General features: G+C 57.7%; 23 protein-coding genes, 1 tRNA gene and 3 pseudogenes. 8 read left to right on the top strand and 19 right to left on the bottom strand.

Annotated elements, in window-relative coordinates; translation table 11 throughout:
• Positions 1–101 precede the first annotated feature (101 nt).
• From WDO70_04630 to WDO70_04565, 14 genes are all read right to left on the bottom strand, one after another.
• Positions 102–944: a cytochrome c oxidase subunit 3 gene (locus WDO70_04630; protein MEJ0062487.1), complete on the bottom strand. Its 843-nt coding sequence runs from the start codon at positions 942–944 to the stop codon at positions 102–104.
• A 12-nt stretch (positions 945–956) separates the two neighbouring features.
• Positions 957–1,541 carry a cytochrome c oxidase assembly protein gene (locus WDO70_04625; protein MEJ0062486.1) on the bottom strand — a complete coding sequence of 195 codons (585 nt, stop codon included), beginning with the start codon at positions 1,539–1,541 and terminating at the stop codon, positions 957–959.
• Positions 1,541–1,669, bottom strand: a complete 129-nt coding sequence (locus WDO70_04620; protein MEJ0062485.1) for a hypothetical protein — start codon at positions 1,667–1,669, stop codon at positions 1,541–1,543. The genes WDO70_04625 and WDO70_04620 overlap by 1 nt, the downstream gene beginning before the upstream one ends.
• Positions 1,666–2,589 (bottom strand): heme o synthase, encoded by a 924-nt coding sequence (locus WDO70_04615; protein ID MEJ0062484.1) that lies wholly within the window; start codon positions 2,587–2,589, stop codon positions 1,666–1,668. The genes WDO70_04620 and WDO70_04615 overlap by 4 nt, the downstream gene beginning before the upstream one ends.
• Before the next feature lie 18 nt (positions 2,590–2,607).
• The gene (gene ctaD / locus WDO70_04610) at positions 2,608–4,197 is read right to left on the bottom strand and encodes a cytochrome c oxidase subunit I (protein MEJ0062483.1); all 1,590 of its coding nucleotides are present in this window, start codon (positions 4,195–4,197) and stop codon (positions 2,608–2,610) included.
• 12 nt (positions 4,198–4,209) lie between these two features.
• Positions 4,210–5,130, bottom strand: coding sequence for a cytochrome c oxidase subunit II (coxB, locus tag WDO70_04605; protein ID MEJ0062482.1), 921 nt, complete (start codon positions 5,128–5,130; stop codon positions 4,210–4,212).
• Positions 5,131–5,356: 226 nt separating this feature from the next.
• On the bottom strand, positions 5,357–6,031 hold the full coding sequence (locus WDO70_04600; GenBank protein ID MEJ0062481.1) for a hypothetical protein: 675 nt from the start codon (positions 6,029–6,031) through the stop codon (positions 5,357–5,359).
• A 259-nt stretch (positions 6,032–6,290) separates the two neighbouring features.
• Complete coding sequence (locus WDO70_04595) at positions 6,291–6,845, bottom strand: hypothetical protein (protein ID MEJ0062480.1); 555 nt, start codon at positions 6,843–6,845, stop codon at positions 6,291–6,293.
• Between the two features lie 10 nt (positions 6,846–6,855).
• Positions 6,856–7,887 (bottom strand): hypothetical protein, encoded by a 1,032-nt coding sequence (locus tag WDO70_04590; protein MEJ0062479.1) that lies wholly within the window; start codon positions 7,885–7,887, stop codon positions 6,856–6,858.
• A 14-nt stretch (positions 7,888–7,901) separates the two neighbouring features.
• A complete protein-coding gene (locus WDO70_04585) occupies positions 7,902–9,125 on the bottom strand; it encodes a type II secretion system F family protein (protein MEJ0062478.1) in 1,224 nt (407 codons plus the stop codon).
• Positions 9,126–9,128: 3 nt separating this feature from the next.
• On the bottom strand, positions 9,129–10,874 hold the full coding sequence (locus tag WDO70_04580; GenBank protein ID MEJ0062477.1) for an ATPase, T2SS/T4P/T4SS family: 1,746 nt from the start codon (positions 10,872–10,874) through the stop codon (positions 9,129–9,131).
• Between the two features lie 79 nt (positions 10,875–10,953).
• The gene (locus WDO70_04575; GenBank protein ID MEJ0062476.1) at positions 10,954–12,216 is read right to left on the bottom strand and encodes a hypothetical protein; all 1,263 of its coding nucleotides are present in this window, start codon (positions 12,214–12,216) and stop codon (positions 10,954–10,956) included.
• Positions 12,213–13,949, bottom strand: a complete 1,737-nt coding sequence (locus WDO70_04570; protein MEJ0062475.1) for a hypothetical protein — start codon at positions 13,947–13,949, stop codon at positions 12,213–12,215. The genes WDO70_04575 and WDO70_04570 overlap by 4 nt, the downstream gene beginning before the upstream one ends.
• Before the next feature lie 107 nt (positions 13,950–14,056).
• Complete coding sequence (locus WDO70_04565; protein ID MEJ0062474.1) at positions 14,057–15,361, bottom strand: serine hydrolase; 1,305 nt, start codon at positions 15,359–15,361, stop codon at positions 14,057–14,059.
• A 431-nt stretch (positions 15,362–15,792) separates the two neighbouring features.
• On the opposite strand from WDO70_04565, the gene WDO70_04560 reads away from it, so the two are divergent.
• The 3 genes and pseudogenes from WDO70_04560 (at position 15,793) to WDO70_04550 (ending at position 17,426) form a co-directional block, all read left to right on the top strand.
• Entirely contained in the window at positions 15,793–16,227 is a 435-nt protein-coding gene (locus tag WDO70_04560) for a phasin family protein (GenBank protein ID MEJ0062473.1), read from the top strand.
• A gap of 105 nt (positions 16,228–16,332) precedes the next feature.
• Positions 16,333–16,978: pseudogene (locus tag WDO70_04555) on the top strand (glutathione S-transferase N-terminal domain-containing protein).
• A gap of 4 nt (positions 16,979–16,982) precedes the next feature.
• Complete coding sequence (locus WDO70_04550) at positions 16,983–17,426, top strand: copper chaperone PCu(A)C (protein MEJ0062472.1); 444 nt, start codon at positions 16,983–16,985, stop codon at positions 17,424–17,426.
• Between the two features lie 38 nt (positions 17,427–17,464).
• Here the strand turns inward: WDO70_04550 and WDO70_04545 are convergent, their stop codons facing one another.
• From WDO70_04545 to WDO70_04535, 3 genes and pseudogenes are all read right to left on the bottom strand, one after another.
• Positions 17,465–17,671: a Trm112 family protein gene (locus tag WDO70_04545; protein MEJ0062471.1), complete on the bottom strand. Its 207-nt coding sequence runs from the start codon at positions 17,669–17,671 to the stop codon at positions 17,465–17,467.
• Positions 17,672–17,678: 7 nt separating this feature from the next.
• Positions 17,679–18,356 (bottom strand): LON peptidase substrate-binding domain-containing protein, encoded by a 678-nt coding sequence (locus tag WDO70_04540; GenBank protein ID MEJ0062470.1) that lies wholly within the window; start codon positions 18,354–18,356, stop codon positions 17,679–17,681.
• 1 nt (position 18,357) lies between these two features.
• A pseudogene (locus WDO70_04535) lies at positions 18,358–19,301 on the bottom strand (co-chaperone YbbN).
• 227 nt (positions 19,302–19,528) lie between these two features.
• On the opposite strand from WDO70_04535, the gene WDO70_04530 reads away from it, so the two are divergent.
• The 3 genes from WDO70_04530 to WDO70_04520 all read left to right on the top strand — a co-directional run bounded on the left by WDO70_04530 (position 19,529) and on the right by WDO70_04520 (position 20,883).
• Positions 19,529–19,603 (top strand) — tRNA-Gly (locus WDO70_04530).
• A gap of 279 nt (positions 19,604–19,882) precedes the next feature.
• Positions 19,883–20,281, top strand: a complete 399-nt coding sequence (locus WDO70_04525; GenBank protein ID MEJ0062469.1) for an acyl-homoserine-lactone synthase — start codon at positions 19,883–19,885, stop codon at positions 20,279–20,281.
• Positions 20,282–20,544: 263 nt separating this feature from the next.
• Positions 20,545–20,883, top strand: coding sequence for a ribbon-helix-helix domain-containing protein (locus WDO70_04520; GenBank protein MEJ0062468.1), 339 nt, complete (start codon positions 20,545–20,547; stop codon positions 20,881–20,883).
• On the opposite strand, the gene WDO70_04515 is transcribed toward WDO70_04520, so the two are convergent.
• Complete coding sequence (locus WDO70_04515; protein ID MEJ0062467.1) at positions 20,872–21,672, bottom strand: autoinducer binding domain-containing protein; 801 nt, start codon at positions 21,670–21,672, stop codon at positions 20,872–20,874. The genes WDO70_04520 and WDO70_04515 overlap by 12 nt on opposite strands.
• 246 nt (positions 21,673–21,918) lie before the next feature.
• Here WDO70_04515 and WDO70_04510 point away from each other — a divergent pair, with 246 nt between their 5' ends.
• Positions 21,919–22,338, top strand: coding sequence for a hypothetical protein (locus WDO70_04510; protein ID MEJ0062466.1), 420 nt, complete (start codon positions 21,919–21,921; stop codon positions 22,336–22,338).
• 27 nt (positions 22,339–22,365) lie between these two features.
• Positions 22,366–22,833, top strand: a pseudogene (locus WDO70_04505) (nucleosidase).
• A gap of 138 nt (positions 22,834–22,971) precedes the next feature.
• Here WDO70_04505 and WDO70_04500 read toward each other — a convergent pair.
• Positions 22,972–24,024 carry an Ohr family peroxiredoxin gene (locus WDO70_04500; protein MEJ0062465.1) on the bottom strand — a complete coding sequence of 351 codons (1,053 nt, stop codon included), beginning with the start codon at positions 24,022–24,024 and terminating at the stop codon, positions 22,972–22,974.
• Between the last annotated feature and the right edge of the window lie 93 nt (positions 24,025–24,117).

Here is a 24,117-nt window from a genome sequence, read left to right as displayed (position 1 = left end):
CGGCAATCGTCTTCATCTATGTCTCCTTAATATACGAACCACGGCAATCTACATAACGCGGCCGGAAAAAGGCAAGCCGCGTATTACTTTCAGCCGGAAACTCAGTGATGATACCAGTCGGTAATATAAACCGACGTGAACAGGAACAGCCATACGACGTCCACGAAATGCCAGTACCAGGCGGCGGCTTCCAGCCCGAAATGGCTTTCCGGCGTGAAGTGCCCCTTGGCCGCGCGCCACCAGCATACGGCAAGGAAAATCGTTCCTATGATGACATGCAGACCATGGAAACCGGTCGCCATGTAGAAGGTCGAGCCGAAAATGCCGTCCTTGATAGTGAAGGTGGCGTGATGATACTCGAACGCCTGGAAGCAGGAAAAAAGCACGCCAAGCCCGACCGTGCAGGCCAGCGCCCGCTTCATGCCGCGCTGGTCGCCCTCGATGGCGGCATGGTGCGCCCAGGTGACCGTCGTGCCCGAAAGCAGCAGGATCAGCGTCATCATGAACGGCATGTCGAACGGGTTGAAGGTTTTGATATTCGCGGGCGGCCAGACGCCGCCGATATGCTCATTGGGAAATAGCGCGCTGTTGAAATAGGCCCAGAAAAAGGCCGCGAAGAACATGACTTCGGAAGCGATGAACAGCGCCATGCCGTAACGCAGGCCGATTTTGACGATCGGCGAATGCGCGCGTTCGACCACCGACTCACGGATCACGTCGCGCCACCAGACGAACATGACGGCCAGAACCGCCGCGAGGCCGACCAATATGCCCTTCGCGCCGATCTCGAATCCGTCCAGCTTCACCTTATGCATGAACAAGACTATGCCGGCGGCCAGCATTCCGGCGGCCAGAGCGCCGACCATCGGCCAGGGCGACGGCTTCACCAAATGATAGGGCTGCGGCAGGCCGCTGTCTTCATAGTGAGGGGATTCTGCGCTCATGAAAACCTCGCATCAATTCTGATTAATCTGCGCCGGCGCGTTGCTCTGCGCCAGCTTGGCCTTGCTTTGATCCTTCGCCAGGAAAAAAGTATAGGACAATGTGACGACCTGCACATCATCCAATTTTTTATCCTTGGCCATGTCGGGATCGAGGAAGAACGTCACCGGAAATTCGGCCTCCTGCCCCGGCTGCAGCATCTGCTCCTGGAAGCAGAAGCATTCCACCTTGTTGAAATACAGGCCCACCTTGCCAGGCTGGACGTTATACACCGCCGTGCCGACCAATGGGCGGTCGGACAGGTTTTTGGCGCGGAATTTTACCATGGCCGCCTGCCCGGCTCGAACCGGCATCGACGCCGTTTCCGGCTTGAATTCCCAAGGCAGGCCAGGCGCGACATCGGCGTTGAAGGTTACGGTGACGGTCCGGGTTTCAGCCGCGTTCTCGGGAGCTTTCGCCGCGCGCTGCGTCGTGCCGCCGAGGCCCGTCGCCTTGCAGAACACATCGTAAAGCGGCACGGCGGCGAACGACAGAGCGATCATCGCGACGACCAGCGCCGTCAGCTTCATCGCCATGCGAATATTTTTATCGCCGGGCATTAATGGTGAACCCTGATGATCGTGATGGCGTAAATGGCGATGACGAACGCCGCCAGAATTCCCAGCACCGCCCAGTTGCGCGCCCGCAAGCGCCGCGCGGCAACTACGCTTCTTTCGTCCTGCGTCATGCCGCCGCTCCGATCCAATGATCGATCAGCAGCAGCGCGAATAATCCAGCCAGATAGATCAGCGAGAATTTGAACATGGCGCGGGGGCTGCGCTCGGTTTCGTCGAACCAGACCCGCACGGCATGAATGACGAACATCGCGCCGAGCAAAGCCGCGCCGCCGCCGTAAATCCATCCGGCTTGTCCCATCATCACGGGCGCGAGCGCCAGCGGCAGCAGCGCCAGCGTATAAAGCAGCATCTGCAGCTTCGTCGCGCGCGCTCCGGCGACGACCGGCAGCATCGGCACGCCTGCGCGCGCGTAATCGCCGCTGCGATAAAGGGCCAGCGCCCAGAAATGCGGCGGCGTCCAAAAGAAGATCAGCAGGAACAAAATCACCGGCATCCAGCTCACGTCGCCCGTGACCGCCACCCAGCCGATCATCGGCGGAAAAGCGCCCGCCGCGCCGCCGATAACGATGTTCTGCGGCGTCCGCCGCTTCAATCCCATGGTGTAAACGAATATATAAAAAGCTGCCGCGAAGCCGAGCAGCGCCGCTGCCGCCCAATTAGTGGCGAGGCCCATCAGCCCGACCGAAGCCAAAATCAGCATGCTACCGATTTCTATCGCCTCGTGCGGCGCGATTTTTCCCGAAGGGATCGGACGGCCCGCCGTGCGCTGCATCACCGCGTCGATATCGCGGTCGTACCACATATTCACCGCGCCGCTGCCGCCCGAAGCCATGGCGATACACAGGATCGCGATCAGGCCCAGCACCGGATGGATATGGCCCGGCGCCAGCGCCATGCCCACGACGCCGGTGAAGACCACCAGCGACATGACGCGCGGCTTGAGCAGCGCGAAATAATCGCCGAGCGTCGCTTCGCCGCCGGATGCAACGGCGAAGGGCGGGGTTAATATGGTGGCATTTCTCGATATCACGATATCCTGCGCAACCGATCACATCATCCGCGGCAAAGTCTCGAACTGATGGAATGGCGGCGGCGAGGGCAGCGTCCATTCCAGCGTTTCGCCGAATTCCCAATAATTGGCTCCGACGCGCTTGCCGAATTTGATCGTGTAGATCGCGATGAACACGAACATGATCGCGCCCGCGAAAGAGATATAGGACCCGATCGACGCCACCATGTTCCAGCCATGGAAAGCATCGGGATAATCGGGCACGCGGCGCGGCATCCCCTGCAGCCCGAGGAAATGCATCGGGAAGAAGGTCAGATTGACGCCGATGAAGGTGATCCAGAAATGCAGCTTGCCCGCCCATTCCGGATATTGCCGCCCCGACATCTTGCCGATCCAGTAATACCAGCCCGCGAAAATCGCGAACACCGCGCCGAGCGACAGCACATAATGGAAATGCGCGATGACGTAATATGTATCGTGCAACGGCATGTCGAGGCCCGCATTGGCCAGCACGACCCCGGTCACGCCGCCGACGGTAAAGAGGAAGATGAACCCCACCGCCCACAGCATCGGCGTCTTGAAGGTAATCGACCCTCCCCACATGGTGGCGATCCAGGAGAAAATCTTGATGCCGGTCGGCACCGCGACGATCAGCGTCGCGATGGTGAAATAAGCCCTCGTATCGACGTCAAGGCCCATCGTGTACATATGATGCGCCCACACGACGAAGCCGATAAAGCCGATCGCCACCATCGCGTAAGCCATCGCGAGGTAGCCGAAGATCGGCTTCCTGGAAAAGGTCGAGACGATATGGCTGATGATCCCGAAGGCGGGCAGGATCATGATATAGACTTCGGGATGGCCGAAAAACCAGAACAGATGCTGGTAGAGCAGCGGATCGCCGCCTCCCGCCGGATCGAAGAAACTGGTGCCGAAATTGCGGTCGGTCAGCAGCATGGTGATCGCGCCGCCGAGAACCGGCACCGCGAGCAGCAGCAGGAACGCCGTGATCAGCATCCCCCAGACGAACAGCGGCATTTTATGCAGCGTCATGCCCGGCGCACGCATATTGAGGATCGTGGTGATGAAGTTGACCGCGCCGAGGATCGACGAGACGCCCGCGAGATGCAGCGAGAAAATCGCCATGTCGACGGCCGGTCCGCCTTGCCCGGAGGTGCTCAGGGGAGGATAGACGGTCCAGCCGGTTCCCGCCCCCTGCCCCACGAAGGCCGATCCGAGCAAAAGCGCGAAAGACGGAATCAGCAGCCAGAAGCTTATGTTGTTGAGCCGGGGAAACGCCATGTCCGGCGCGCCGATCATGATCGGCACGAACCAGTTGCCGAAGCCGCCGATCAAGGCCGGCATGACCGTGAAGAACACCATGATCAGGCCGTGCGCGGTGATGATGACGTTCCACATCTGCCCGTCGCTGACATAATGGCCGCCTGGATTCTGGAGATTAAGCCGCATCCATACCGAAAAGCCGCCGCCGATCAATCCCGCGATCACCGCGAAGATCAGATAAAGCGTGCCGATATCCTTATGATTGGTCGAGCAGAACCAGCGGGCGAAAAAGCCCGGCTTGTGGTCGTGCGCGCCGTCGTGATGCGCCGCATCTTGTGTCGTCATCGTATCTCCGTATCACTTGCTCATGCGCGCGAGCCGGATGCCGCCGGGCTCCAGCCCGGCGCCGCCGTCCGCTTGATCATGCTTGGTCTTGACCCAGGCGGCGAAACGCTCCGGCGAAACCGCCTCGATGACAATCGGCATATAGCCGTGTCCCGCGCCGCAGATGAGGGTGCACTGCCCATAATAAATGCCCTCGCGGTCAGCCTTGACCCATCGTTCGCCGAGCCTGCCGGGAATGGCCGCTTCCTGCACGCCGAGCGACGGCACCAGCCATGAATGGATCACGTCCGCGCCGGTAAACAATAGCCTGATATTCACGCCTACCGGCAGCACCAGCCGATTGTCGGTCTCCAGCATTCTGAGCGGCTCGGCGGTCGGGATCAGCCATTTCGGAGAGGCATCCTTGAGAAGCTCCGCCGCCTGCTCGCTGGTGGTCGCGGAGCTATCCCAGATCGGACGGGCATCGAACGCGATATTGCCGTGATCGGGATATTCGTAGGACCAGTACCATTGGTGCCCGGTAATTTTGAGCGTCATGTCCGGCTTGGCAAGCTTGTCGCCGAAATACAGCAATTGAATGGAGGGCACCGAGATAACCGCGAGAATAATGATCGGAATGACGGTCCAAACGATTTCAAGCGGCGTGTTATGGGCGAAATTGCTGGGCGTCGGATTGGCGCGGGCGTTGAAGCGAAAAATCACGTAAACCAGCAGGCCCAGAACAAAAATCACGATGCCGAAAATGACATAAAGCAGCAGATTATGAAAATCATCCATGCGGTCGCGCAGAGGCGAGATACCCGACTGCATCCCGATGCCCCACGGCTCGGGCGCGGCAAATGCGGAAGCGGCGCGCGAGAGAATAAAAAACGCCGCCAGGAGAGCCGCGCGGCCCCATTTTTTCCCTGATTTTTTCAATGCAGAAACGCTCATGATGCTCAACTTAGGGTCAGGACTCGTCAATATCATCCGGAGGCGCGAACGCCCGCAATTTTACAAGGCGGCGCCGATCATGCTGTTAGCACATCGAAGCCTTGGTTGTAAATTGCGGGGTGATTAGGCGGTTGTGGTTAATCCATGCCTTAAGGCAGCGCAGGCCCAAAAAGAAACCGCCATCCCCGCTGCATGCAGGAATGGCGGCTGAGGGTTCGCGTTTCGCCTATTGGATGGCGAGAACCTGATAGTACCAGTATCCGTCCCAAGGAGCGGAGGCGGTATTCTTGAAACAGCCCGTCATCTGCCCTGCAAGCGCCGGCGCCCAATTTCCATCTTCATCCGTCGCAAGATTGCCGGCGTCTGCCGCATAGTTGACGTTCGTGGTCACATCCAAAGTCGCCGGAGCGCCAACAACCTTGACGTTGACTTGATTGCACACGGTCGCCGCGATCCGTATAAACGCCGTAAGATCCCGGCCGGTCGTGGCTGTTGCACTTCCCATATTAGTGACAATATGCCTGGAATAGTTCCATCTATCGGTGGATGGCGTGTTGGCCATGGCTACCGATGGCGCGCTGATTCCTCCGCCTGACGGCGAGAATAAATCGTCGTCGCCGGATGTATTGACCGGATTAATGTCTATGGACGTGCCCGAGGTGGTTCCGCCGTCATAACCGAGGCCAAGCATCCTATCGACGCCGACCTTGAGGTTTTGCCCCATGTCGATCAGCGCGGCCGCCTTGGTTTTGCTGGATTCTGAAGCGCTGCTTCCCGTGAAGGAGCCGCTGCCCGCCGCGATCGCCGCGGCCAGAATGCCAAGGATGGCTACCACGAACAGGATAGGGCCGATAGCGATACCGGCGTCCTTAGGAAGCCGCGAGACGTTCTTGTTTTGCATTTTTATCTCCCCTTATGTTCCAGGCACCAATCGTCCTGGAGTAGCAGCAATCGCTCACCTTGCCAAAACCGCATAAGCCGTAACGCACATGTATTACGGTTCTTAGGTTAAGACTAAGTTAAGCAAATTGCCGAGTTGAATCATACCAGACGATCATTAAGAACTCCTGTTCGGAATACTACCCTAAATAATCGTATCGCGCGCAGCCAATCTAGAATTGAACGCAAGTGTGACAAAATTGCTAGCGCATGAGCATCAATTATGGCTTGGCGGGAGCGGATTCCCCGTCGCCACCGATATTTTCCAGATCCGGCTGGGCGGGCGCTTTAAATGTGACCCGTTCTCCCACGATTCTGGCCCGCATGAGCGCCTGGCCGCATTCGCTGCCGATGCACAGGTCGCGGATCGTCCATCGCGCCTCCGGCGCGATCGTGTCGAGATAACTGAGCGAGGCCAGCCAGTCCATGAAATTGTTGGGCTCGCTGTTCGCAATATCCAGGGTGTTATCCGGGGTCGCCACGAAAGATACCCCGCGATAGCGCGAGGCAAGCCGGTCGGCCAGTTTTTCCAGGTCGGCGCGGGGCAATGCCGTCCGCTGCATAGTCGGCACCACCGGTTCCAGCGCGGCGGCGGCTTCGGCCTGCTGGCTGGTGCGGCCCGCCGTCTTGACGGTGTAAATCGCGATTCCCATCATCCCCATCGCCGCCGACCAGGCGACGATCATCATCACCATCGCCGTGCGGTCAAGCGACCGCAATACCTTGGCGATAAGGAGAGGAGACAACAGGTCGGATATGTTTCCCATGGCTTTCATGCCGACTCCATCATTTGCCGTCAGGGGTCAGTTTATCGGTTCCGACCAGCACGCCCTGTTCTTTGGTATCCAGAAGCTTGCCGCCCAATTCCTTGATCCTGTCGCCGGTCACGTTGACGGGCAGCAAAGCGCGCCAGCGCACGGCATTGCTCTTGATCTGATAAAATTTAAGCCATCCGCCGACCTGCACCAAACCTTCGTTAAGCTCGGTGAAACGCGCGATCTGGTCGCGCATGACGCTGGCGCGAAGCTTTTCGACCGATTGCATGAGCTGCATGGTTCTTTCCTGGGTGCGCGTCTGAACCGCCTCGAGATTGCTGCGGTGGGACACGATGGAAAGCGAAGCAATCAGCCAGACCAGAAAGGCGACCGTCAGGCACAGCATCGCCGCGGCGACGGACACCAGCGTAAGCAAGCGCCTGGCCCGGTCTTCGAACAGCGAGACCGAATACCATGCGACCGGCGTAAGCCCCATGACCATCTCAGGATCGATTTCGATGGAAGCGGCGTCGCCCAGTTCGCGTATGACCCGCTCGGTCTTGGCGCGGACGACGGCGGGCGTGCCGCGGTGAATTTGCAGCGTGTCCGACGACACCGTCATCATCGTCGCCGCTTCGTCGGAATAATACGCGTAGCAAACCATCCCCGGCGTCGCGTCTTTCATGCCGGGCAGCAGCGAAGCGAACGGGCACCAGGTAAACGGCTTGGAAGCGAATTCCGCGGAACGCGCCGCCAGATACCATACCCTGTCTTCGGTCGCGCTCCATACCATGTGCAGGCGCTCGCTATCGCAAGCCTCCGCCGCCGCATGCCAGGCAATTTCCCGTTCCTGGCCGCGCACGCGCGGACATGCGCCGCCGACCAGCTCGCCGGGAATGAAGAAATCGTCCAGCGCCACCTGGCCGCCGAAGAAACCTCCGGAGGTCGTGACGGCGGTCTCTTCGACGGACGAGGGCGCGGCGGCGGTTTCGATCGACGCCGCGACCCGCCGCGCTTTTCCGGCGACATGGGACATTTTTTCTTTGAGAAGAGCCTGCAGCATTTTTATCCTTGTTTTTATCCTTCGCGCATTCCCTGCAAGCTGTCCATGAACCCGGAATTCTGGATCATGAGCAGATAGATCATCGTAAGAACCACGGCGCCGAACAACGTCATCATGCAGGCCACGCCGCTGACGACGATGCGCCGCTGCGTTGCCTTCGCCATCAATTGCCGTTCGGCGGCAATGGCCTCATAGACTTCGGTAAGCTGATCGACCGACTGCACGGTCGCAATCTGGTCGCGTTCGCCTTTGGTGAGAGGCCAGCGCGCCAGAGCCTTGCTCGGCTCGATGCCCTTCATGATACGGCTTCTGCATTCGCGCCAATAGCTGCGCGCCGAAGGCTCGATGGTGGTTTCGATGATGATCTTGAGCGCCTCATCGAGCGGCACCTTGCCGTTCAAGAGCCTGGCTATCAGGCGGCAAGTGTCGAACAGCGCCGAATTCCGCAGATACTCGCCGAACAGCGGCACCCTCATGACAAGGCGCGCCGCCAGATGGTCGGCTTTGTGCCGGTTCATCCAGAACGCCGCGGCCAGCACGATCGCGCCGCCGATCACGGCGGTCGTGATGACGATGAGAGAACCATTGATCCACGAGGCGCGCGTGATGGCCGTCTCCAGCTTCTGCATCTGCTCGGGCGTGGTGTTCGTGGGCGCGTTGGCGCGCAAATAGGGGATGAAGCCGAACTGCGCGCCCCACAGCGCGGAAATGACGTTGGATATGTCGAACGCCATCCAGCTGAGCGCGGCGAGCACCACTTTGGTCTGCTTGCCTTTCTCCTCGACATGCTGCATGGCATGCTGGATGACGCCCTTCAAATCTCCGGCGCGCTCGCCCGAGACGATGATCGCCATCGTCGCGGCGTCCATAAGCTTCAGGGACTTCAGGGCGTCGGAGAAAGAACCGCCTCCCTTCAGCACCGTTCGCGCAGGCAGAAACACCATGCGGCGGCGGGCATCGGCCTCGCCTTCGATGATGTTCAAAAGCGCCGTGCCGGCCGAAGCGGTCGCCGTCTGAAACCGCAGGGCGCGCAGCAACTGCTTCTGCCACTCGCGGCTGCGGACATCCAGCCATTCGAAGGCAGGCGGTTTTTGCTCGAGAATCTTGATCGGCCACAGGCCGCGTCCGCGCAACTGCCGCCGCACCGAGATCACGTCGGGCAGATAAAAATCCTCCTCCCGGATGGTCACCGTGCCGCCAGGAAGAGGCTGCGCATATTTGGCGTGATAGAGTTTCATGCCCTAGCGCCCCCGCGAACTACGGGTGGCCGCTTCTTCAATCAGAAGCGCCGCGCCCATATGAGCGTCCACGGCCTTGCGTCTGATAAGATCGCGGATCGAATCCCGCCGCGGCATGTAAATCGTGCCCGGGATGTCGGTAATGGAGTTCGAAACGTTGGACACGAGCATTTCGGTGATGGCCCGCCGGCTGCTTTGATCTTCGGGAGGGAACATGGCTTCAAGCGCCAACGCCCGGCCGAAGAAGCCGCGGTGATGGCAAAGATCGCACCCTTCCGGATTGGCCAGTCCGACATCCTCGTCGGGATCGAGTCCCAAATCCTCGCACCGCAGCTCTCCTGTATAGACTTCGCCCGCGCGCGCGGTGCGGTGGCAGGACGGGCATACGGTTTTCACGAGACGCTGCGACAGGCTGGCCACCAGCGCATGCCCCAAAATATACAATCCGCTGGTGCGATACGCCGAACTCAAAAAGCCGTCGATACGGTCAAGCGTATGCAAGGCGTCGACGGCGTGAACGGTCGTGATGACGAGATGCCCGGACTCCGTGGCGCGCAACGCGGCCTCGACGGTATCGCCATCGCGCATTTCGCCGACGATGATGACGTCGGGATCATGCCGCATAAAGGCGCGGATAATATCGGCGATCGTGTTGGCGGAATTGTCGGTGACGGAAGTCTGGTCGACCAGAGGCATGTCGTATTCGACCGGCGCCTCGACCGAATAAACGGCCTTGGCGGTGCGGTCGATGTCCTGAATGATTCCGTACAGCGTCGTGGACTTGCCCGACCCGGTGGGACCCGACACCACGATCAAGCCGCCGTCCTTGACATGGCCGTGCAGGGTGCGGCGAAGGCGGGCGGCCACCACTTCCGAGTGATTGAACAGCTCGTCGAAGCTGCGCAAATTTTCGCGATCGAGAAGACGCATCGTGATTTTCTCGCCCGAGGGCGCGACCGGCAGGCAGGCGACGCGCACGTCGATCATGCGTCCCTGCCACTCGAAAGTGAGGCGTCCGTCTTGCGGATGCTGGCGGTCGGCAGCGTCCATTTTAGCGTCGGTCTTGATACGCGTGACGATCGGCGCCATCACCCGGTTCGGAAGCAAGTGCTTGTAGACGAGATCGCCGTCGACGCGATAGCGCACCCAGCAGCGCACGTCGTCGTCCTGCAGCGTCATATGGATATCCGAGGTGCGGCTCTGCAAGGCTTCGGCCAGAATGTCATGCACCGCCTGTTCGATCAGCGTCGAATCGTCGGAATCGCGGCTGAGGCTGGAGAATATCCGCAGCAGCCGCTCGCCGGGCATTTCCGATTGCTCGCGCATCAGACGAGTCAGCTCGGCACGATCCCACGGCTCTATTTCAACGCGCTCGACCTTGCGGCGCGCAGTCGTCAGCACCGCCGTAAGGCGATCCATGTCTTCCTGGTGCAAACGGTCGCCCACGGCGATGCGCAACACGCCGCCGCTCAATCCCATAAGACAAATTCCCATCGCCGCCTGGGTCGCGGCGGGTATATACAGCCGCAAGGCTTGCATCGTCAGATCGTCGCGGGTGCGGGTGGCGTTTTCCTTGGCCTTGCTGCTTTCGGCAAAGCCATTGCGCTTCAATATGTCGTCGATGCTTAAATGGCGCCCGCGAGCGCGGTGAACCGCCTGCTCCGCGCGAGCAAGTTCATAGTGCCGGGGATTGACCTGCTGGCTCTTCCCGTCGGTCTCGATGCCTGCCACGCGCGTGGTCTCGTTCACGTTCTCTTCCTTTCGCCGGGGCGGGCATGTCATGTGCCATTATGATTGCGCACCCACCGGAATCGCCGCTGTTACCATTTTATTTACCAAAAGAAGATTGCGAATTACTTGACGCGGCATCCTTTTTTTCAGAAACAGCCTTGTCTTTCTTAACCAAAGATGAAGAAGGCCGATAACCGGAAGAGCCCAATTTCAAATATTTGCGGCGGCCATCGACCTCGACGGTGGCGACTTTGCCGGAAATCTCGATCAGCCTGACATGCGCTCCCGACAGTTCGGTTTCGCTGTCGATCGCAAGCACTTTGGTGATTCCATCGCGCTGGAATATGGCCCGGTCGCCGACAGCGCCGATGAAATATATCTCGCTATCGCTTTTCGCGGGGCTCTTGACCCGGTCGCTGCCCAGATCGATGGCGGCGACGGCGGGAAGCTTGCCCGCGAGATGTTCGATTTCAGCCGCCGTGGGAGGGGCCGGGGTGCCGGTTGAAGGCGTTATGCGGGTTTCCTTGGCGGCGCTCTCGACTTTCGTTCCGCCTTGTGAGCGCCCGCGCACGGGAATAACCGTAAAACCGGCCTTGCCGGTATGACGCACGATCAAATCGGTTGAAATCGCCCCCTTGTCCTGCGGTTGCCACCGCAACGTGATGGGACAAGACTCATCGGGTTTGAGCATTTGATTGACGGCGCAGCCTTGGTCGAGTCTTTCCAGGCCTCGTCCGGCCGCGATGACCTCAATCGACAGCAAGGTTATATTCTCGGGACTGTCATTGACCATGAGGGCGGTTCGCACCGCGCCTTCGCCGTCGGCGCTGACATCATTGAAATCCACCGCCTTGACTTCTTTGCTGGTAAGATTGAGTCCTTCCGCGGACCTGAGCGCCCTGGGATCGATCTGCGCCTTGCCCGTGACGATGCCGCGCGCCAGCCGTCCCGAGCCGTCATGCTCGACCAAGGTTTCGACGCTCCACGGGCCGACGCTGGTCGGCGTAATCGACAGGACGACGGTGCAACGGCTGAATCCCACCAGCTTGCCGTTTCTCTTGCAGTCGTTGTCGAGAATCTGCACCGTAACATTGCCGTCCCCGGCAGCGGAGATCTCGCCGATCGTGACCGTTCCGCTGTTGGTATTGACGAAAAACATCGTGATGCGCCGGGCGATTCCAATCATGGTCTCGCCGGCATCGTATAATTTAGGATCGGCGACGATGGCCTCGGCGACATTCCCCTTGGTCGTCAACGCCCCGGGTTCGATGAAGGATGCGTCGCGGGCGGCGTACGCCCGTCCCCCCGATTGCCCCAGGACAATCGCCATCACGGCCATGACAATCCACCACCGCTTCATGGCTGTCCCCGCCCTGTCTGCGGCGGCTCTCCCGATAACTCGGCGAGGGCGGAAGCAAATCCCTGCTGCATCCATTCCTTATCGATAGCCAAGCCATCGGCCACGCCGACAGCCGACGGTAATTGCGGCTTGTCCGTTTGCGAGACCGGGATGGATTGTTGCGGCGCTATGGCGTTGTTTTCAACGCCGGCTTTCACCGGCATGGACGGGGCTTCCTCGCGCTGCCGATCTTCCACGGTCTTGGCGTCGGCAAAGAAAATGAGCGACGGCTTGAGCATGACCACCAATTCCCGGTTCTGCTTCTGGTCGTCGCGGTTAAGCGGTATCCGGTTGATCAAAGGTATGTTCAGGCGGTCGCGAACCGAATCGTCGCGCGACGACGTCATGCCCGCCAGCACCATGCTGTCGCCGGGACGCACACGCAATACCGTGGTGAAATTGCGGTTGCTGGTTTCGGGCAGCTGCAGGGTCGTTTCCCCCGTTTGGACCGAATCGATCCTGATCAAATCGGTAATGTTCACCTCGAGGGTAGAAAACACCACGCCCGATTCATAAGAGCCGTTGACATTGATTTTCAGCCCGGTTTCGATTTTATCGGTCGATACGGTATTGGTGCCGATGCCGTTGGCGCTCGATGAAGAGCCCGAGACATTATTGGAAGTCAGCTGTCCGACCTGGGAAACATAGCTGCGGGTGCCGCCGACGCGAAATTCGGCGGACGATCCCGATACGAAGGTCAGCTGCGGATCGCTGATCGTTTGCACCTCGCCTTGGGTGGCCAGGAAGTTGGCGATGATCTCCGCGCCGACCTTTCCGCTTAAGACCGCGCCCACGCTGACGCCGCCGGTCGCGGCGGCAAAGGTGCTCGCGCCGGAATTGATCGCCAGGCTTTGCCAGTCGCCGCCGAGCTTGGACACGTTGAGATTCTTCCAATTGATTCCGGCCGCCGCTTCGGAATCGAGCGACACCTCCCAGATATACATCTGCAGCACGATCAGCGGCCTTCCATGCCGCAACTGCTCCAGATATTTGCTCACGCGCTCCTGGCCTTCGACGGTCGTCGTATAGATAAGATTGCCGCCCGCTTCGTCCTGCTTGACAGGCTTTCCGGCAAGCGCGGAAATGGCGTCGGCAATCGTATTGGTGGCGGCAACGCCGCCGCCGGTTCCATGACGCTCGATAGGCGGCAGCTCGATGATAAAATTCTGTTCTTCTTTCAGTTCCAGATTGCCGTCGCGGGCAATGCAGAAAATCTTGGCCGCCGAGCAAATTCGCTGCACGACTTTCGGCAAGGGCCCGCGAAGATTCACCAGCGTCGCGAGCCGGTCCGAATAATCGCCTTCCGTGTATGAAAGCGAAAAGTCCGTGCCCGCCAGAACAGCTTCGAGCGCCGCCGTAACCGGCACATTCTGCAAAGTGGTCGGCGGAATGATGACATCGCTCGGCAAATCATCGGCGCGTCCGAGATACCGTTCATGCAAGGTACGGCCGATTTTCAACGTAACGACGGCGGGATCGTCCTCGCCGCGCACGGTTTCATCAGGCTGCGGCACCTCCGGCAAGGCCGGCCTCCGGCCAATGAGTGATTTGGCCTCCGGCACATGGACGTCGCCGCACGCCGACAGCGTAAGCAGCAGCACCGTGGCGCAACCCAATGTCAGTGAGGCAAGATTTCGCGGCACCAATACATCCTTCCATCCCATGGCGTCGATCCTGAACGGACCGGAAATCATGGCTCTTTCTGATAAGAAAATGACTTAACGAATGGGTGGAATGTTTTGAAAAACCGGTAAAAAATACCCCAACGTGAAAAAGTAGAATTGGCGGGGTTTAGAATTGGTTAACACCCCACATACTCGTTTATACTATTCTGAAGGCGAAATAATGGCACAGACCTCGCCGCGCTGTGCCGCATGCGGCAAATAGCGCGCGCCGCGCTTTCATCGAGATCGATCAAGCGGGAGCGATAAACCGTGCCGGACTTGGCCGCGACCCGAACGACCTGATAGCGCGCGGAGGCCAAATCCTTAGGCAAATACTGGCCGATGCGCCCTACCGCCTTCTCGGCGGCGGCACGATTGCGGAAAGCGCCGATTTGAATCGCCCATGACTGAGCGCGAGGCGCTGCGCTCTCCGCGGAGCTTTTCTCCGGCTGTAAAACAGGCTGGGAAGATGGCGGAGACGGCTGTGTTGATATTGCCACAGGCGTCGGTTCAGTTTTATTATTTTCAGTAATAACATCCTCAACGGTATCGCCCGCCCCGTAAGGAGCCGCTGCCGCCGGCGCCGCGGCGAATGCCGCTTGAGCCGCGGCGGCATCGGCGACTTTCACCGCGGGCACCGGCGTTGCCGCTTGAGAGGTCAGCAATGCCGCGCTTTTGGCGAAGCTGTCATTCAGCAGCGCCGCCATATCGTTATCGCGTCCCCGCGCCGTCTCGCCACCGAAAATAACGCCGATAAGCCGCGTTTTCCCCCGAACCGCGGAAGCCACAAGATTAAATCCGGAAGCCCTTATATAGCCTGTTTTAATCCCATCCATGCCGGGATAGCGCGACATTAAGTGATTGTGGTTCGCATGAAGCACCCCGCGATACTTGAAATCCCGCGTGCTGAATAAACGGTAATGCTCGGGGAAATTAAAAAGCAGCGCGCGGGCAAGAATGGCCATATCCCTGGCCGTGGTTACTTGCCGGTCGTCGGGCAGACCGGAAGCGTTATAGAAAACCGTTCGGGTCATGCCGAGTTCTTTGGCCTGCTGTGTCATCATGCGCGCGAAATTTTCCTCGCTGCCTCCGATCTCCTCGCCCAGGGTCACGGCCGCGTCGTTAGCCGATTGAACGATAAGCGCCAAAATCGCATCGCGAACCCGCAAGACTCCGCCCGGCTTCAGTCCGAGCTTCGAAGGCGATTGCGCTGCCGCGTAAGAAGAGACGCGCAAACCCTCATTGCCGCGCAGCTTTCCCTGCTTAAGCGCCTTAAACGTCATATAAAGGGTCATCATCTTCGTCAGCGAAGCAGGATGACGCAGGCTTTCAGAATTATACGACTGGACGACCTTTCCGCTTTTGGCATCGACGACAATCGAAGCGTAACGATCATCGGCTTGGGCGGCGGATGTCAGCACGCCCAAGAATAAGGATAACACAATGATTTTAATGTATTTTATAATCATGCAGTTTCTTACGCCCCGACCTAGGATAACGAATCATTACGAAGCGATTGTTAACGAAAATCAACTATTTCGTAATTTTCCGGCCAAGGAAAGCATTAAAAGCGCCTGGCCTCTCAAAAAGATAAGTTGTGTTTTTTCATAATATTCCCGGATAAAGGGTTTGGAATCGTTTCGATACCAAGATTCCTCTTGACTCCAAAATTCGATTAGCCGTAGATTTCGCGCTGCAGTGCAGCATATTGATATATGTCGGCTTTGGCATATCTTCCTTTGTTGGTCTGCGCCTGAAATATTCAGCAATAATGCGCTGAACGGTGTAGAACATACAAGGAATGCACTCATGACTAGAAATAGCAAACTCGTGGCGCTCGCTGCGCCCGCCAACGCCCAAGATGGAGTCTATGATGAAAACAGGGCAAGAAGCGGCCAGCAAACAGGCCGAAACGACGATGCGGGCTGCCGAAGCGGCCATGAAGACGGCCAGCGACCAGATGGAAAAGATGGCCTGTATCGGACGCAGCAATATGGACGCCATGGTGCAGTCCTGCACGATCGTGGCCAAGGGCTGTGAAGAAATCACCAAGAATACGATGGGATGGGTGCAAGGCGTCATGGAACAATCCATGACCGTCAGCAAGCAAATGCTTGCCGTCAAAACACTGCGCGAGCTTGTCGACCTGCAAAGCGGTCTGATGCGCAGCTGGATGGATAACTCCATGGCCGAAACCACGAAGATGACCGAAATCTCCACCCGCACCGCCAGCCAGGCGATCGCGCCGATCAGCCAGCGGGTCAACGAGATCGTCGAAACGATCACTCAGCCCTCGAAGGCCGCCTAAAAAGCCAAGGGACTGAATACGATAGAACTCTATAAAAGCCCCGCCTCGCGGCGGGGCTTTTTTTGTGCCTTGCTTGTTGCACGCGTCTGCCGTTAAACTTCCGGAATGATTGACCTTTATTATTACCCGACACCGAACGGCTTCAAGATCACGATCATGCTGGAGGAGTGCGGGCTGCCCTATGCGCTGAAAAAGGTCGACATCCAGCAGGGCGAGCAGTTCCGCCCTGAATTTCTCGCCATCAATCCCAATAACAAAATCCCCGCCATCGTCGATCACGACGCGCTGGGGGATCGCTGGCGGTTTTTGAAAGCGGCGCGATCCTCATCTATCTCGCGGAAAAAGCAGGCCGGTTCCTGCCGACCGGGCAAGCGGCGCGGATGCGGGTGCTGCAATGGCTGTTCTGGCAAGTCAGCGGCCTCGGCCCTTCGGCGGGCCTAAGCGCATTATTTCCGCACCTTCGCGGGCGAAAAAGTTCCTTACGCCATCGACCGCTTTACCCGGGAGATCGCCCGCCTCTATGGCGTGCTGAACCGGCATTTGGCGGCGTGGGATTATCTCGGCGACGACTATTCGATTGCCGACATAGCGACCTGGCCTTTCATCCGCGACCATGCCCCGTGTCGGCCAGAGCCTCGACGATTATCCCCACATCCGCCGCTGGTACGACATGATCGCCGAACGCCCCGCCGTCGCGCGCGGCCTTACCATGGGGGATGCGGGCATGGGACAAGGAACGGTTTTCTGGTGAACTCATGATGATTGCAAGACTATTGGCCCCGGCGTTGCTATCTGCGCTTTTGCTTGCCGCGCCCCTCGCCCACGCTCACAGCTACCGGCAAGGTGATATACAAATCGGGCATATCTGGGCGCGCGCCACGTCCGCGAAAGCCGAGAACGGCGCGGCCTATGTTCCGCTGCTCAACAACGGCGATGCGCCGGATAAGTTAGTCGAGGTCAGCACCCCTGCCGCCGACATGGCGATGATCCACGAAAGCGCCGTCGAAAACGGCGTCGCCACGATGCGCCATCTCGATGCGCTGGAACTGGAGCCGCATCAGCCGGCCGCCATGCGACCCGGCGGCAAGCACATCATGCTGATGGGCTTGAAAAATCCGCTCAAGGAAGGCGACAAATTCCCCCCTCATCCTGCGCTTCGAAAAAGCGGGCAGCATCGAGGTGCAAGTCATCGTGCATAAGGCCGGGGCGATGGCGGGGAAGGATTGATTGCCCGCCCTCAGTCCTCGATCTTGCGCGCCTCGTCGATCAGCATGATCGGGATGCCGTCGCGGATAGGATAGGCAAGGCCCGCCTTGGCGCTGACCAGTTCCCCACGCATCGCGTCATAAGTCAGCTCGCCCTTGGTCAAAGGGCATACCAGGATTTCAAGAAGCCGCGGATCGATCGCGCGCCCAGCTTCGGCAGGTTTGGTTTCCGCCGCCATCAATGCCTCACGATCTCTTCCCGGTCGTGCTGCCGGTCGAGCCGTGGTCATTTCGATGAGCGTGAGGAGAAGCCTGGCGCGCTCGGCCAGCGTCGGCGCTTCCAAAAGCGCCTGATGCTCCCACGGCGCGAACGGGCAGGTCATCGCCAGGGAAATAATCAGGCTGTCGTCGGACGTCTCCTGGATGACATCCCAATTCGCGGTAATGCTGTTGATCTTGAAATAATGACGCAACGCCCGCGAACAGCCGTCCGCGCTCCACGACGCCGTGCGGCGCTTCGGCTTGATCGTCGGCGTAAAGCGTAAAATCCGCGCGCGTCCGGCGATAGCCATTCCTGGACGGCAATTCCTCCCCCAGCCCGAAACGCGAAACGCCCTGAAGCGAAAGCAGGTAATTCCCCTTCTCCGTTTCCGAGAAGCTCATGATCCTGCCCATGCAGCCGACTTTATAGAGCGACACGGCATCGCCTTCGGCCTGAGGCTCCATTTGCTGCACGATGCCCATCATCCGCCCCTGCGAAAGCGCGTCATCCACCAAAGCGAGATAGCGCGGCTCGAAAATATTAAGCGGCAGGCGCCCGCGCGGTAGCAACAGGATGCTCGGCAACACGAATAAAGGCAGCGTTTCCGGCAATTCGAGCGTGGCGAACGGCAAGGTCAGCCTATGGGATACGGCGTCGCCCATGCTATGCGAACAGGATAGAGGACAAACGCTTGCGCGCGCTGACGGTCAACGGATCGGCCGGGCCGAAAACTTCAAAAAGCTTGACCAGCTGCTTGCGCGCCGCTTCCTCGTTCCAGGCGCGCTGGCGCTGGACGATTTCGAGCAGATGATCGACCGCTTCTTCTTTTCTGCCCGCCGCCACAAGAGCCATGGCGAGATCATAACGCGCCTGATGATCGTTCGGCGACGACGCCGCCTTGGCTTCCAACTCCTGCACCGGCCCGGCCTGCGCGGCTTGCTCGGCAAGTTCGAGGGCCGAACGCGCCTGATCCAGCGCTTTGTCCTTGGCAACCGACGGCGGCGCGGAAGCAAGCATGGTCTTGGCCTGCTCCATATGCCCGCCCACGATCATGCTGCGGACTAATCCCGCATAGGCAACGGCATTGTCCGGATCGAGACCGGCGATATCGCTATAGATGTCCTGAGCGCCTTGCCAATCGCCGGATGCAAGCAATTCGCCCGCATGCTTCAGCGCGGTTTCTATTTCCGCCAGCGGATTTTGTGCGCCCGGCGCGGCGGCTCCGGCGCGGCGACCTTGAGGATGCGCTCGATCCACTGCTTGATCTGGCTTTCCGGCAGAACGCCCATGAACCCGTCGACCGGCCGTCCCTGAAAGAACGCATAGACGGCGGGAATGGATTGAACGCGAAACTGCTGCGCGATCTCCGGGCTGGCGTCGATATCGATCTTGACCATCCGCACCGCGCCTTTAAGGCTCAGGACGATTTTCTCGAGCAGCGGGCCGAGCTGTTTGCATGGGCCGCACCATGGCGCCCAGAAATCGACGATGATCGGAACCTTGAGCGACGCCTCGACGACGTCGCGCATGAAGCCGTTATAATCCGTATCTTTGATAAGATCGGACGGCGCGGCGGAAACCGGTTGAGACGTGGCGGCGGTCAGCATGGCATGGCTTCGTTATGGTTGATCAATGGTTGGTCATGGGCTGCGGTAACCATGTATCAGGTATGAGATCGTATGGAAATCGCATATTTCAAGTGGCCTCCAACTATCGGGAAACCAAGATAAAACGGCAGCGGGCCGAAACCGCTTTTTGTCGCTTGTCACGGTTTTTGACGCGTTTTGGCACTTGACCTGCCGCGCCGCCGAAGGCAAGCTGCGGCCCTTGGAGTGCGGGCGTAGCTCAGGGGTAGAGCACAACCTTGCCAAGGTTGGGGTCGAGGGTTCGAATCCCTTCGCCCGCTCCAATGAATTCAATGCGTTGCTCTTTCTCTTATAGACGCTATTTATTTCTGTTCAGCGTTTCGTTGAGAGTTTCGCATAGCTCCCCCATCCAACGCATCGACCGCCCAGCGCCAATAGCGGGGCGCATCTTGCCGCAAACTTTTTCGCCGTTCTTTTTGCTATCGCATTCTTTGCAAAATTTCAGAACCGGACAGAGGCCGCCCTCAATCCTACGAACATTCGTAGCTATTTTTAGGACATGTGTTCCGTTATGACACCCTACTACTGGTAGGGGGAACGATATGCTCTATGCTATCAATATCGAAAATGCCCATGAATATGGCGATGTTCTTTCCCAATTGCACAAGCTGCGTTATCGCCAATTCAAAGATCGGCAGAGTTACGATGTTCCTGTCTATAAGGACATGGAATACGATCAATACGACACCCTGGCGACAGTCTATCTTGTCTGGTTAGACGAACACCGCATTGTACGCGGCTGTTCCAGACTCAATCCTACCGATCGCCCGTATATGTTGCGCGATTTATGGCCGCATATGGTCGAAGAAGAATTGCCGTCATCACCATCGATATGGGAAGGAACGCGGATTTGCATCGATAAAAACCCTGACCGGCGAATTGCGAGAAAGAATAAAATGGGAAATCGTTCTCGGATACCTGGAATTCGGCCTCGGCAATAAAATTGAGAAGTATATCGGCGTCATGCAGAACTTCATCTGGAAAAGGGTCTTCTTCCATTCCGGCTGGGGTGCTGACTATCTCGGCGAAGAGAGATTAATCGATGGCATTAAAACCCGTGCAGGTCAGGTTTTTGTTTCGCCAGAAGCTCTATCACGAGTCCGATGTACGGTTGGCATCCAGTATCCCGTACTGCAAAATCATTATTCCACGAATTTCTCGGATTCTATTGCCATAGCGTCTTGATATTAGGGAGCCTCTTTTAATGCCGGATATTGCATTTGAACCTGCTGTGAATCAGCAAAGGTATGAAGAGCCGCAAGGACTCATAAGTAAAAATATTAAGGTGAATGGACAGAGAACCTCGGTTCGGCTGGAAAAAGCCATGTGGGAAGGTTTGGAGGAAATCAGCCAGCGCGAGGGAGCATCCATTAACGAGATAGGATCCTTGATCATGGGGCAAAAGAACGAGGGGATGAATTTCACCTCAGCCATTCGCGTTTTTATTATGAGTTATTATCGCGCGGCGGCAACTGAAGAAGGGCACAGACATGCGAGGCATGGGGATTTTACCCAACGTCTGCCGAGATTGTTAAACGGATAGACGCGACCTGCCGACGCGCGAAGACTGCCGAATAAACGCCGCGTCGTCGAGGGTTAGAAATCCGCCGTTAATCGCTTTCATGACAGCGAACATTCTGTTCGGTGCGTTGAATTTCACAAGAATATTGCGAACATGAAAATCAACGGCATGCCTTGTCATATTCATGTCGTGCGCGATCGCGTCATCCTTTTTCGCAAGCGACATCTGCCGCATGATCTCGACTTCACGGCTCGTCAGCGTGACTTGATGATCGCCGAGGGTACGTTTCTTTTCATACAGGCTGCAGAAAATAACATAAAATTGCTGCGCGATCACATTCAGCGTGCTTAATTTGTACTTTACCTCTTTCTCGCTTTCCGGCTTCTTGGAGCTACTGCTTGCAACACCTATGCCGCCCGACTCGCCCGTCAGCCCCCTTAAACAAATCGCAGCGCCATTATAGAATCCGGCCTCGCGGCATTCGTTCATGCATAAATCTTCCTGAGGCGACAAGTCCCTTACGAGGGGCAAGCCATCCCATATAAACGGCCCAACATGACGGAATCCGAATTTCGGGACAGGATCTAAATGTTCGTATCCTTTCTCGATATAATGCCGCATCCAATCATCGGGATAATTACGCATGATGCCGTGCCCGGCCTTAAGACCCAGGCTTGCATGATCTGACATCAAACTGAAGAGAACGCGGTCGTACCCGCAAAGCGCGGCTAAGGATTCTTCCAAGAGCTTGTAAAGCTGCTCTATATTTTGCGCTTCGTTGGAGAGTGTAATGAACTTGGCGATATCCATCCTTCTTCTCCTGTTTACAACCGTGTGGCCCAGTTATTATTATCACTATTAGCATAAAAGGGGAATGCCCTGCCCACTACTTTTGAGGGACTTTTATATCGGATCGCAACAATAGCGTTACATACCGCCGTATGGTAATAGACCTCGATTTGACGTCATGCTCCGTGGAGATTGGCTGTCTCGTTGAGATTTAGTGCTTTACCTGCCTACAGGATGCCCCTAGAAAATGGTCCACGGAGATGAAAAATGATTATTTCATTGCTAACAAAAAAACCTTTTAGGATTCCCGCATTGGTTCCCCCGGATTTTTATAGATTTCGTCACCGCTATGAAATGGCTGAGTCTTTTGGCCACAAAATGGCCGCGACGCGCCCCTTATGGATCATTGGAGTTTCGCCTTTTGATCCAATCATTTCGGGAGACGACGGCTATGTCGTTCATCTGGGATCTCCTCGTTTTACAGCCCGCTGGTCGATGGATGACAACATCATAAACCAAATTAGATCGCCGGATTATTTTGACGAAGACCTCAATATCTTAATATATGAAACGCTTCTTATGGATGAGACGACAGGCGATCTTGAAGAATGGTTTTTGGAAGCCGTCTGCGCCGTGGCATATTCCAGGGGTCTTATCGCTGTCGCGGCCCAAGATGAGGAACATTAGCATCATCACGCATGAAGCCTTGAAAACATGACTCCTCTGCGGCACCCTTCCGATGCTCTTATCGTTTTCGCTTTGGCCGAAGAAGCGCAAGATGCCTTCAACGATTTGAATGTCGTCTATTGCGGTGTAGGCAAGGTCAACGCGGCCTATAATCTTACGAAAGGCCTGGCGCAATGGCACCGGAAGCATGGGCGGCATCCTGCGATGGTCGTTAATTTAGGGAGCGCCGGCTCGCCGCATTTTAAGCGCGGCGCCATCGTCAATTGCACGCAGTTCGTGCAGCGCGATCTTGATGTCTCCGCATTGGGTTTTGCGCCTTATACGACGCCCTACGAAGATATTCCCTCCATCATGCGCGGCGCGCAATTCGACGGATACCCCTCCGGCATATGCGGCACCGGCGATAGCTTTGTCACAAGTGGCGCGACGAGTGCATGGAACGTCGTGGATATGGAAGCCTATGCCCTGGCCAAGATATGCCATTGTGAAGATATTCCATTCTCCTGTTTTAAGTACATCACCGATGGAGCAGACGGACACGCCGCCCATTCCTGGGAGAGCGGTGTGAAACATATAGCGCATGCTCTATATGAGACCTTGCGAACAGCGCTTCCCTGGCAAAAAAATCGCGCCCTAAACCGCCGCGCCGTTCGCCTTCAGCGTAACCTCGATATTGCCGCGCGTCGCCTTGGAATAGGGACAGACCTCATGCGCCGCGCGCACCAGATCGGCCGCCGCCGCCGGATCAAGCGCGGGCAACAGCACATTCAAGACCGCGCTGATGGAAAAACCTTTGTCGTCTTTATGAAGGCTGACTTCCGACGCGACCGTGATGACGCCCGCGTCGATCTTCTTCTGCCCCGCCACGAACTGCACCGCGCTGCCGAAGCAAGCGGCGTAGCCGCAGGCGAAAAGCTGTTCGGGATTGGTCCCGGACTTATTGCCGCCCGGCGTCGAAAGATCGACGGCGATTTTCTTGTCGCTGGTTTCGGCATGGCCTTCGCGCCCGCCGACGGCCGTGGCCTGGGCGACATAAAGTACGGTCATGATACTGTTCCCCTTTGTTAGGCTTAAGCGGGCTACTTTAACGTCTTCTTCTAGTCTACGCGCCACGTTTTCCCAATTCACCAGATGATCGAGGAAAGCCTTGATGTAGTCGGCGCGCCGGTTGCGGTAATCGACATAATAGGAATGCTCCCAGACATCGCAGGGCAGCAGCGCCTTCTTGCCGAACACCAGCGGGTTGACGGCATTCGGCGTCTTCATGATTTCGAGCTTGCCGTTCGCCTCGACCAGCCAGACCCAGCCGCTGCCGAATTGCGCCACGCCTTCGGCGGCGAACTTCGCCTTGAATTCGTCGATGCTGCCGAACGTGTCGGCAAGACGCCCTCCGAGCTGCCCCGGAATGGCGCCGCCGCCATTCGGCTTCATGATCGTCCAGAACAGGCAATGGTTCCAATGCTGTCCGGCATTATTGAAAACGCCTTCCGCGCCCTCGACTCCATAAGACGATTTGACCACCTCTTCCAGCGGCTTGCCGCTGAACGGCCCGCTCGCGGTCAGTTCGTTCAGCTTCGTGACATAAGCCTGATGATGCTTGCCGTGATGCAGCCCCATCGTCTCGGCCGACATGTATGGCCCGAGGGCGTCAGGCGCATAGGGAAGATCGGGAAGGGAGAAGGACATGAGGGACTCCTGGACAGAGGCGGAAAAGAGCCTGATTATGATGCGAGTCAATAATTCCCGCAATCAAATATATGGCAATATGTAGTTAATCGA

It is taken from the genome of Alphaproteobacteria bacterium, from assembly GCA_037200005.1.
GTDB lineage: Bacteria > Pseudomonadota > Alphaproteobacteria > UBA9219 > RFNS01 > JBBCGY01.
The sequence above is the reverse complement of the archived record's forward strand: the minus strand, read 5'-3'. Positions and strand labels throughout refer to the sequence as shown.

Bases quoted from the DNA above. Each gene is read 5' to 3' on its own strand.
- WDO70_04525 (MEJ0062469.1), top strand. From the start codon at position 19,883: ATGCTCTATGCTATCAATATCGAAAATGCCCATGAATATGGCGATGTT.
- WDO70_04545 (MEJ0062471.1), bottom strand. From the start codon at position 17,671: ATGGCGGCGGAAACCAAACCTGCCGAAGCTGGGCGCGCGATCGATCCG.
- WDO70_04585 (MEJ0062478.1), bottom strand. From the start codon at position 9,125: ATGAAACTCTATCACGCCAAATATGCGCAGCCTCTTCCTGGCGGCACG.
- WDO70_04560 (MEJ0062473.1), top strand. From the start codon at position 15,793: ATGAAAACAGGGCAAGAAGCGGCCAGCAAACAGGCCGAAACGACGATG.
- WDO70_04510 (MEJ0062466.1), top strand. From the start codon at position 21,919: ATGATTATTTCATTGCTAACAAAAAAACCTTTTAGGATTCCCGCATTG.
- WDO70_04550 (MEJ0062472.1), top strand. From the start codon at position 16,983: ATGATGATTGCAAGACTATTGGCCCCGGCGTTGCTATCTGCGCTTTTG.
- WDO70_04515 (MEJ0062467.1), bottom strand. From the start codon at position 21,672: ATGGATATCGCCAAGTTCATTACACTCTCCAACGAAGCGCAAAATATA.
- coxB (MEJ0062482.1), bottom strand. From the start codon at position 5,130: ATGAGCGTTTCTGCATTGAAAAAATCAGGGAAAAAATGGGGCCGCGCG.
- WDO70_04570 (MEJ0062475.1), bottom strand. From the start codon at position 13,949: ATGATTTCCGGTCCGTTCAGGATCGACGCCATGGGATGGAAGGATGTA.
- WDO70_04600 (MEJ0062481.1), bottom strand. From the start codon at position 6,031: ATGCAAAACAAGAACGTCTCGCGGCTTCCTAAGGACGCCGGTATCGCT.
- WDO70_04540 (MEJ0062470.1), bottom strand. From the start codon at position 18,356: ATGGGCGACGCCGTATCCCATAGGCTGACCTTGCCGTTCGCCACGCTC.
- WDO70_04620 (MEJ0062485.1), bottom strand. From the start codon at position 1,669: ATGACGCAGGACGAAAGAAGCGTAGTTGCCGCGCGGCGCTTGCGGGCG.
- WDO70_04630 (MEJ0062487.1), bottom strand. From the start codon at position 944: ATGAGCGCAGAATCCCCTCACTATGAAGACAGCGGCCTGCCGCAGCCC.
- ctaD (MEJ0062483.1), bottom strand. From the start codon at position 4,197: ATGACGACACAAGATGCGGCGCATCACGACGGCGCGCACGACCACAAG.
- WDO70_04590 (MEJ0062479.1), bottom strand. From the start codon at position 7,887: ATGCTGCAGGCTCTTCTCAAAGAAAAAATGTCCCATGTCGCCGGAAAA.
- WDO70_04500 (MEJ0062465.1), bottom strand. From the start codon at position 24,024: ATGTCCTTCTCCCTTCCCGATCTTCCCTATGCGCCTGACGCCCTCGGG.
- WDO70_04575 (MEJ0062476.1), bottom strand. From the start codon at position 12,216: ATGAAGCGGTGGTGGATTGTCATGGCCGTGATGGCGATTGTCCTGGGG.
- WDO70_04595 (MEJ0062480.1), bottom strand. From the start codon at position 6,845: ATGAAAGCCATGGGAAACATATCCGACCTGTTGTCTCCTCTCCTTATC.
- WDO70_04625 (MEJ0062486.1), bottom strand. From the start codon at position 1,541: ATGCCCGGCGATAAAAATATTCGCATGGCGATGAAGCTGACGGCGCTG.
- WDO70_04520 (MEJ0062468.1), top strand. From the start codon at position 20,545: ATGCCGGATATTGCATTTGAACCTGCTGTGAATCAGCAAAGGTATGAA.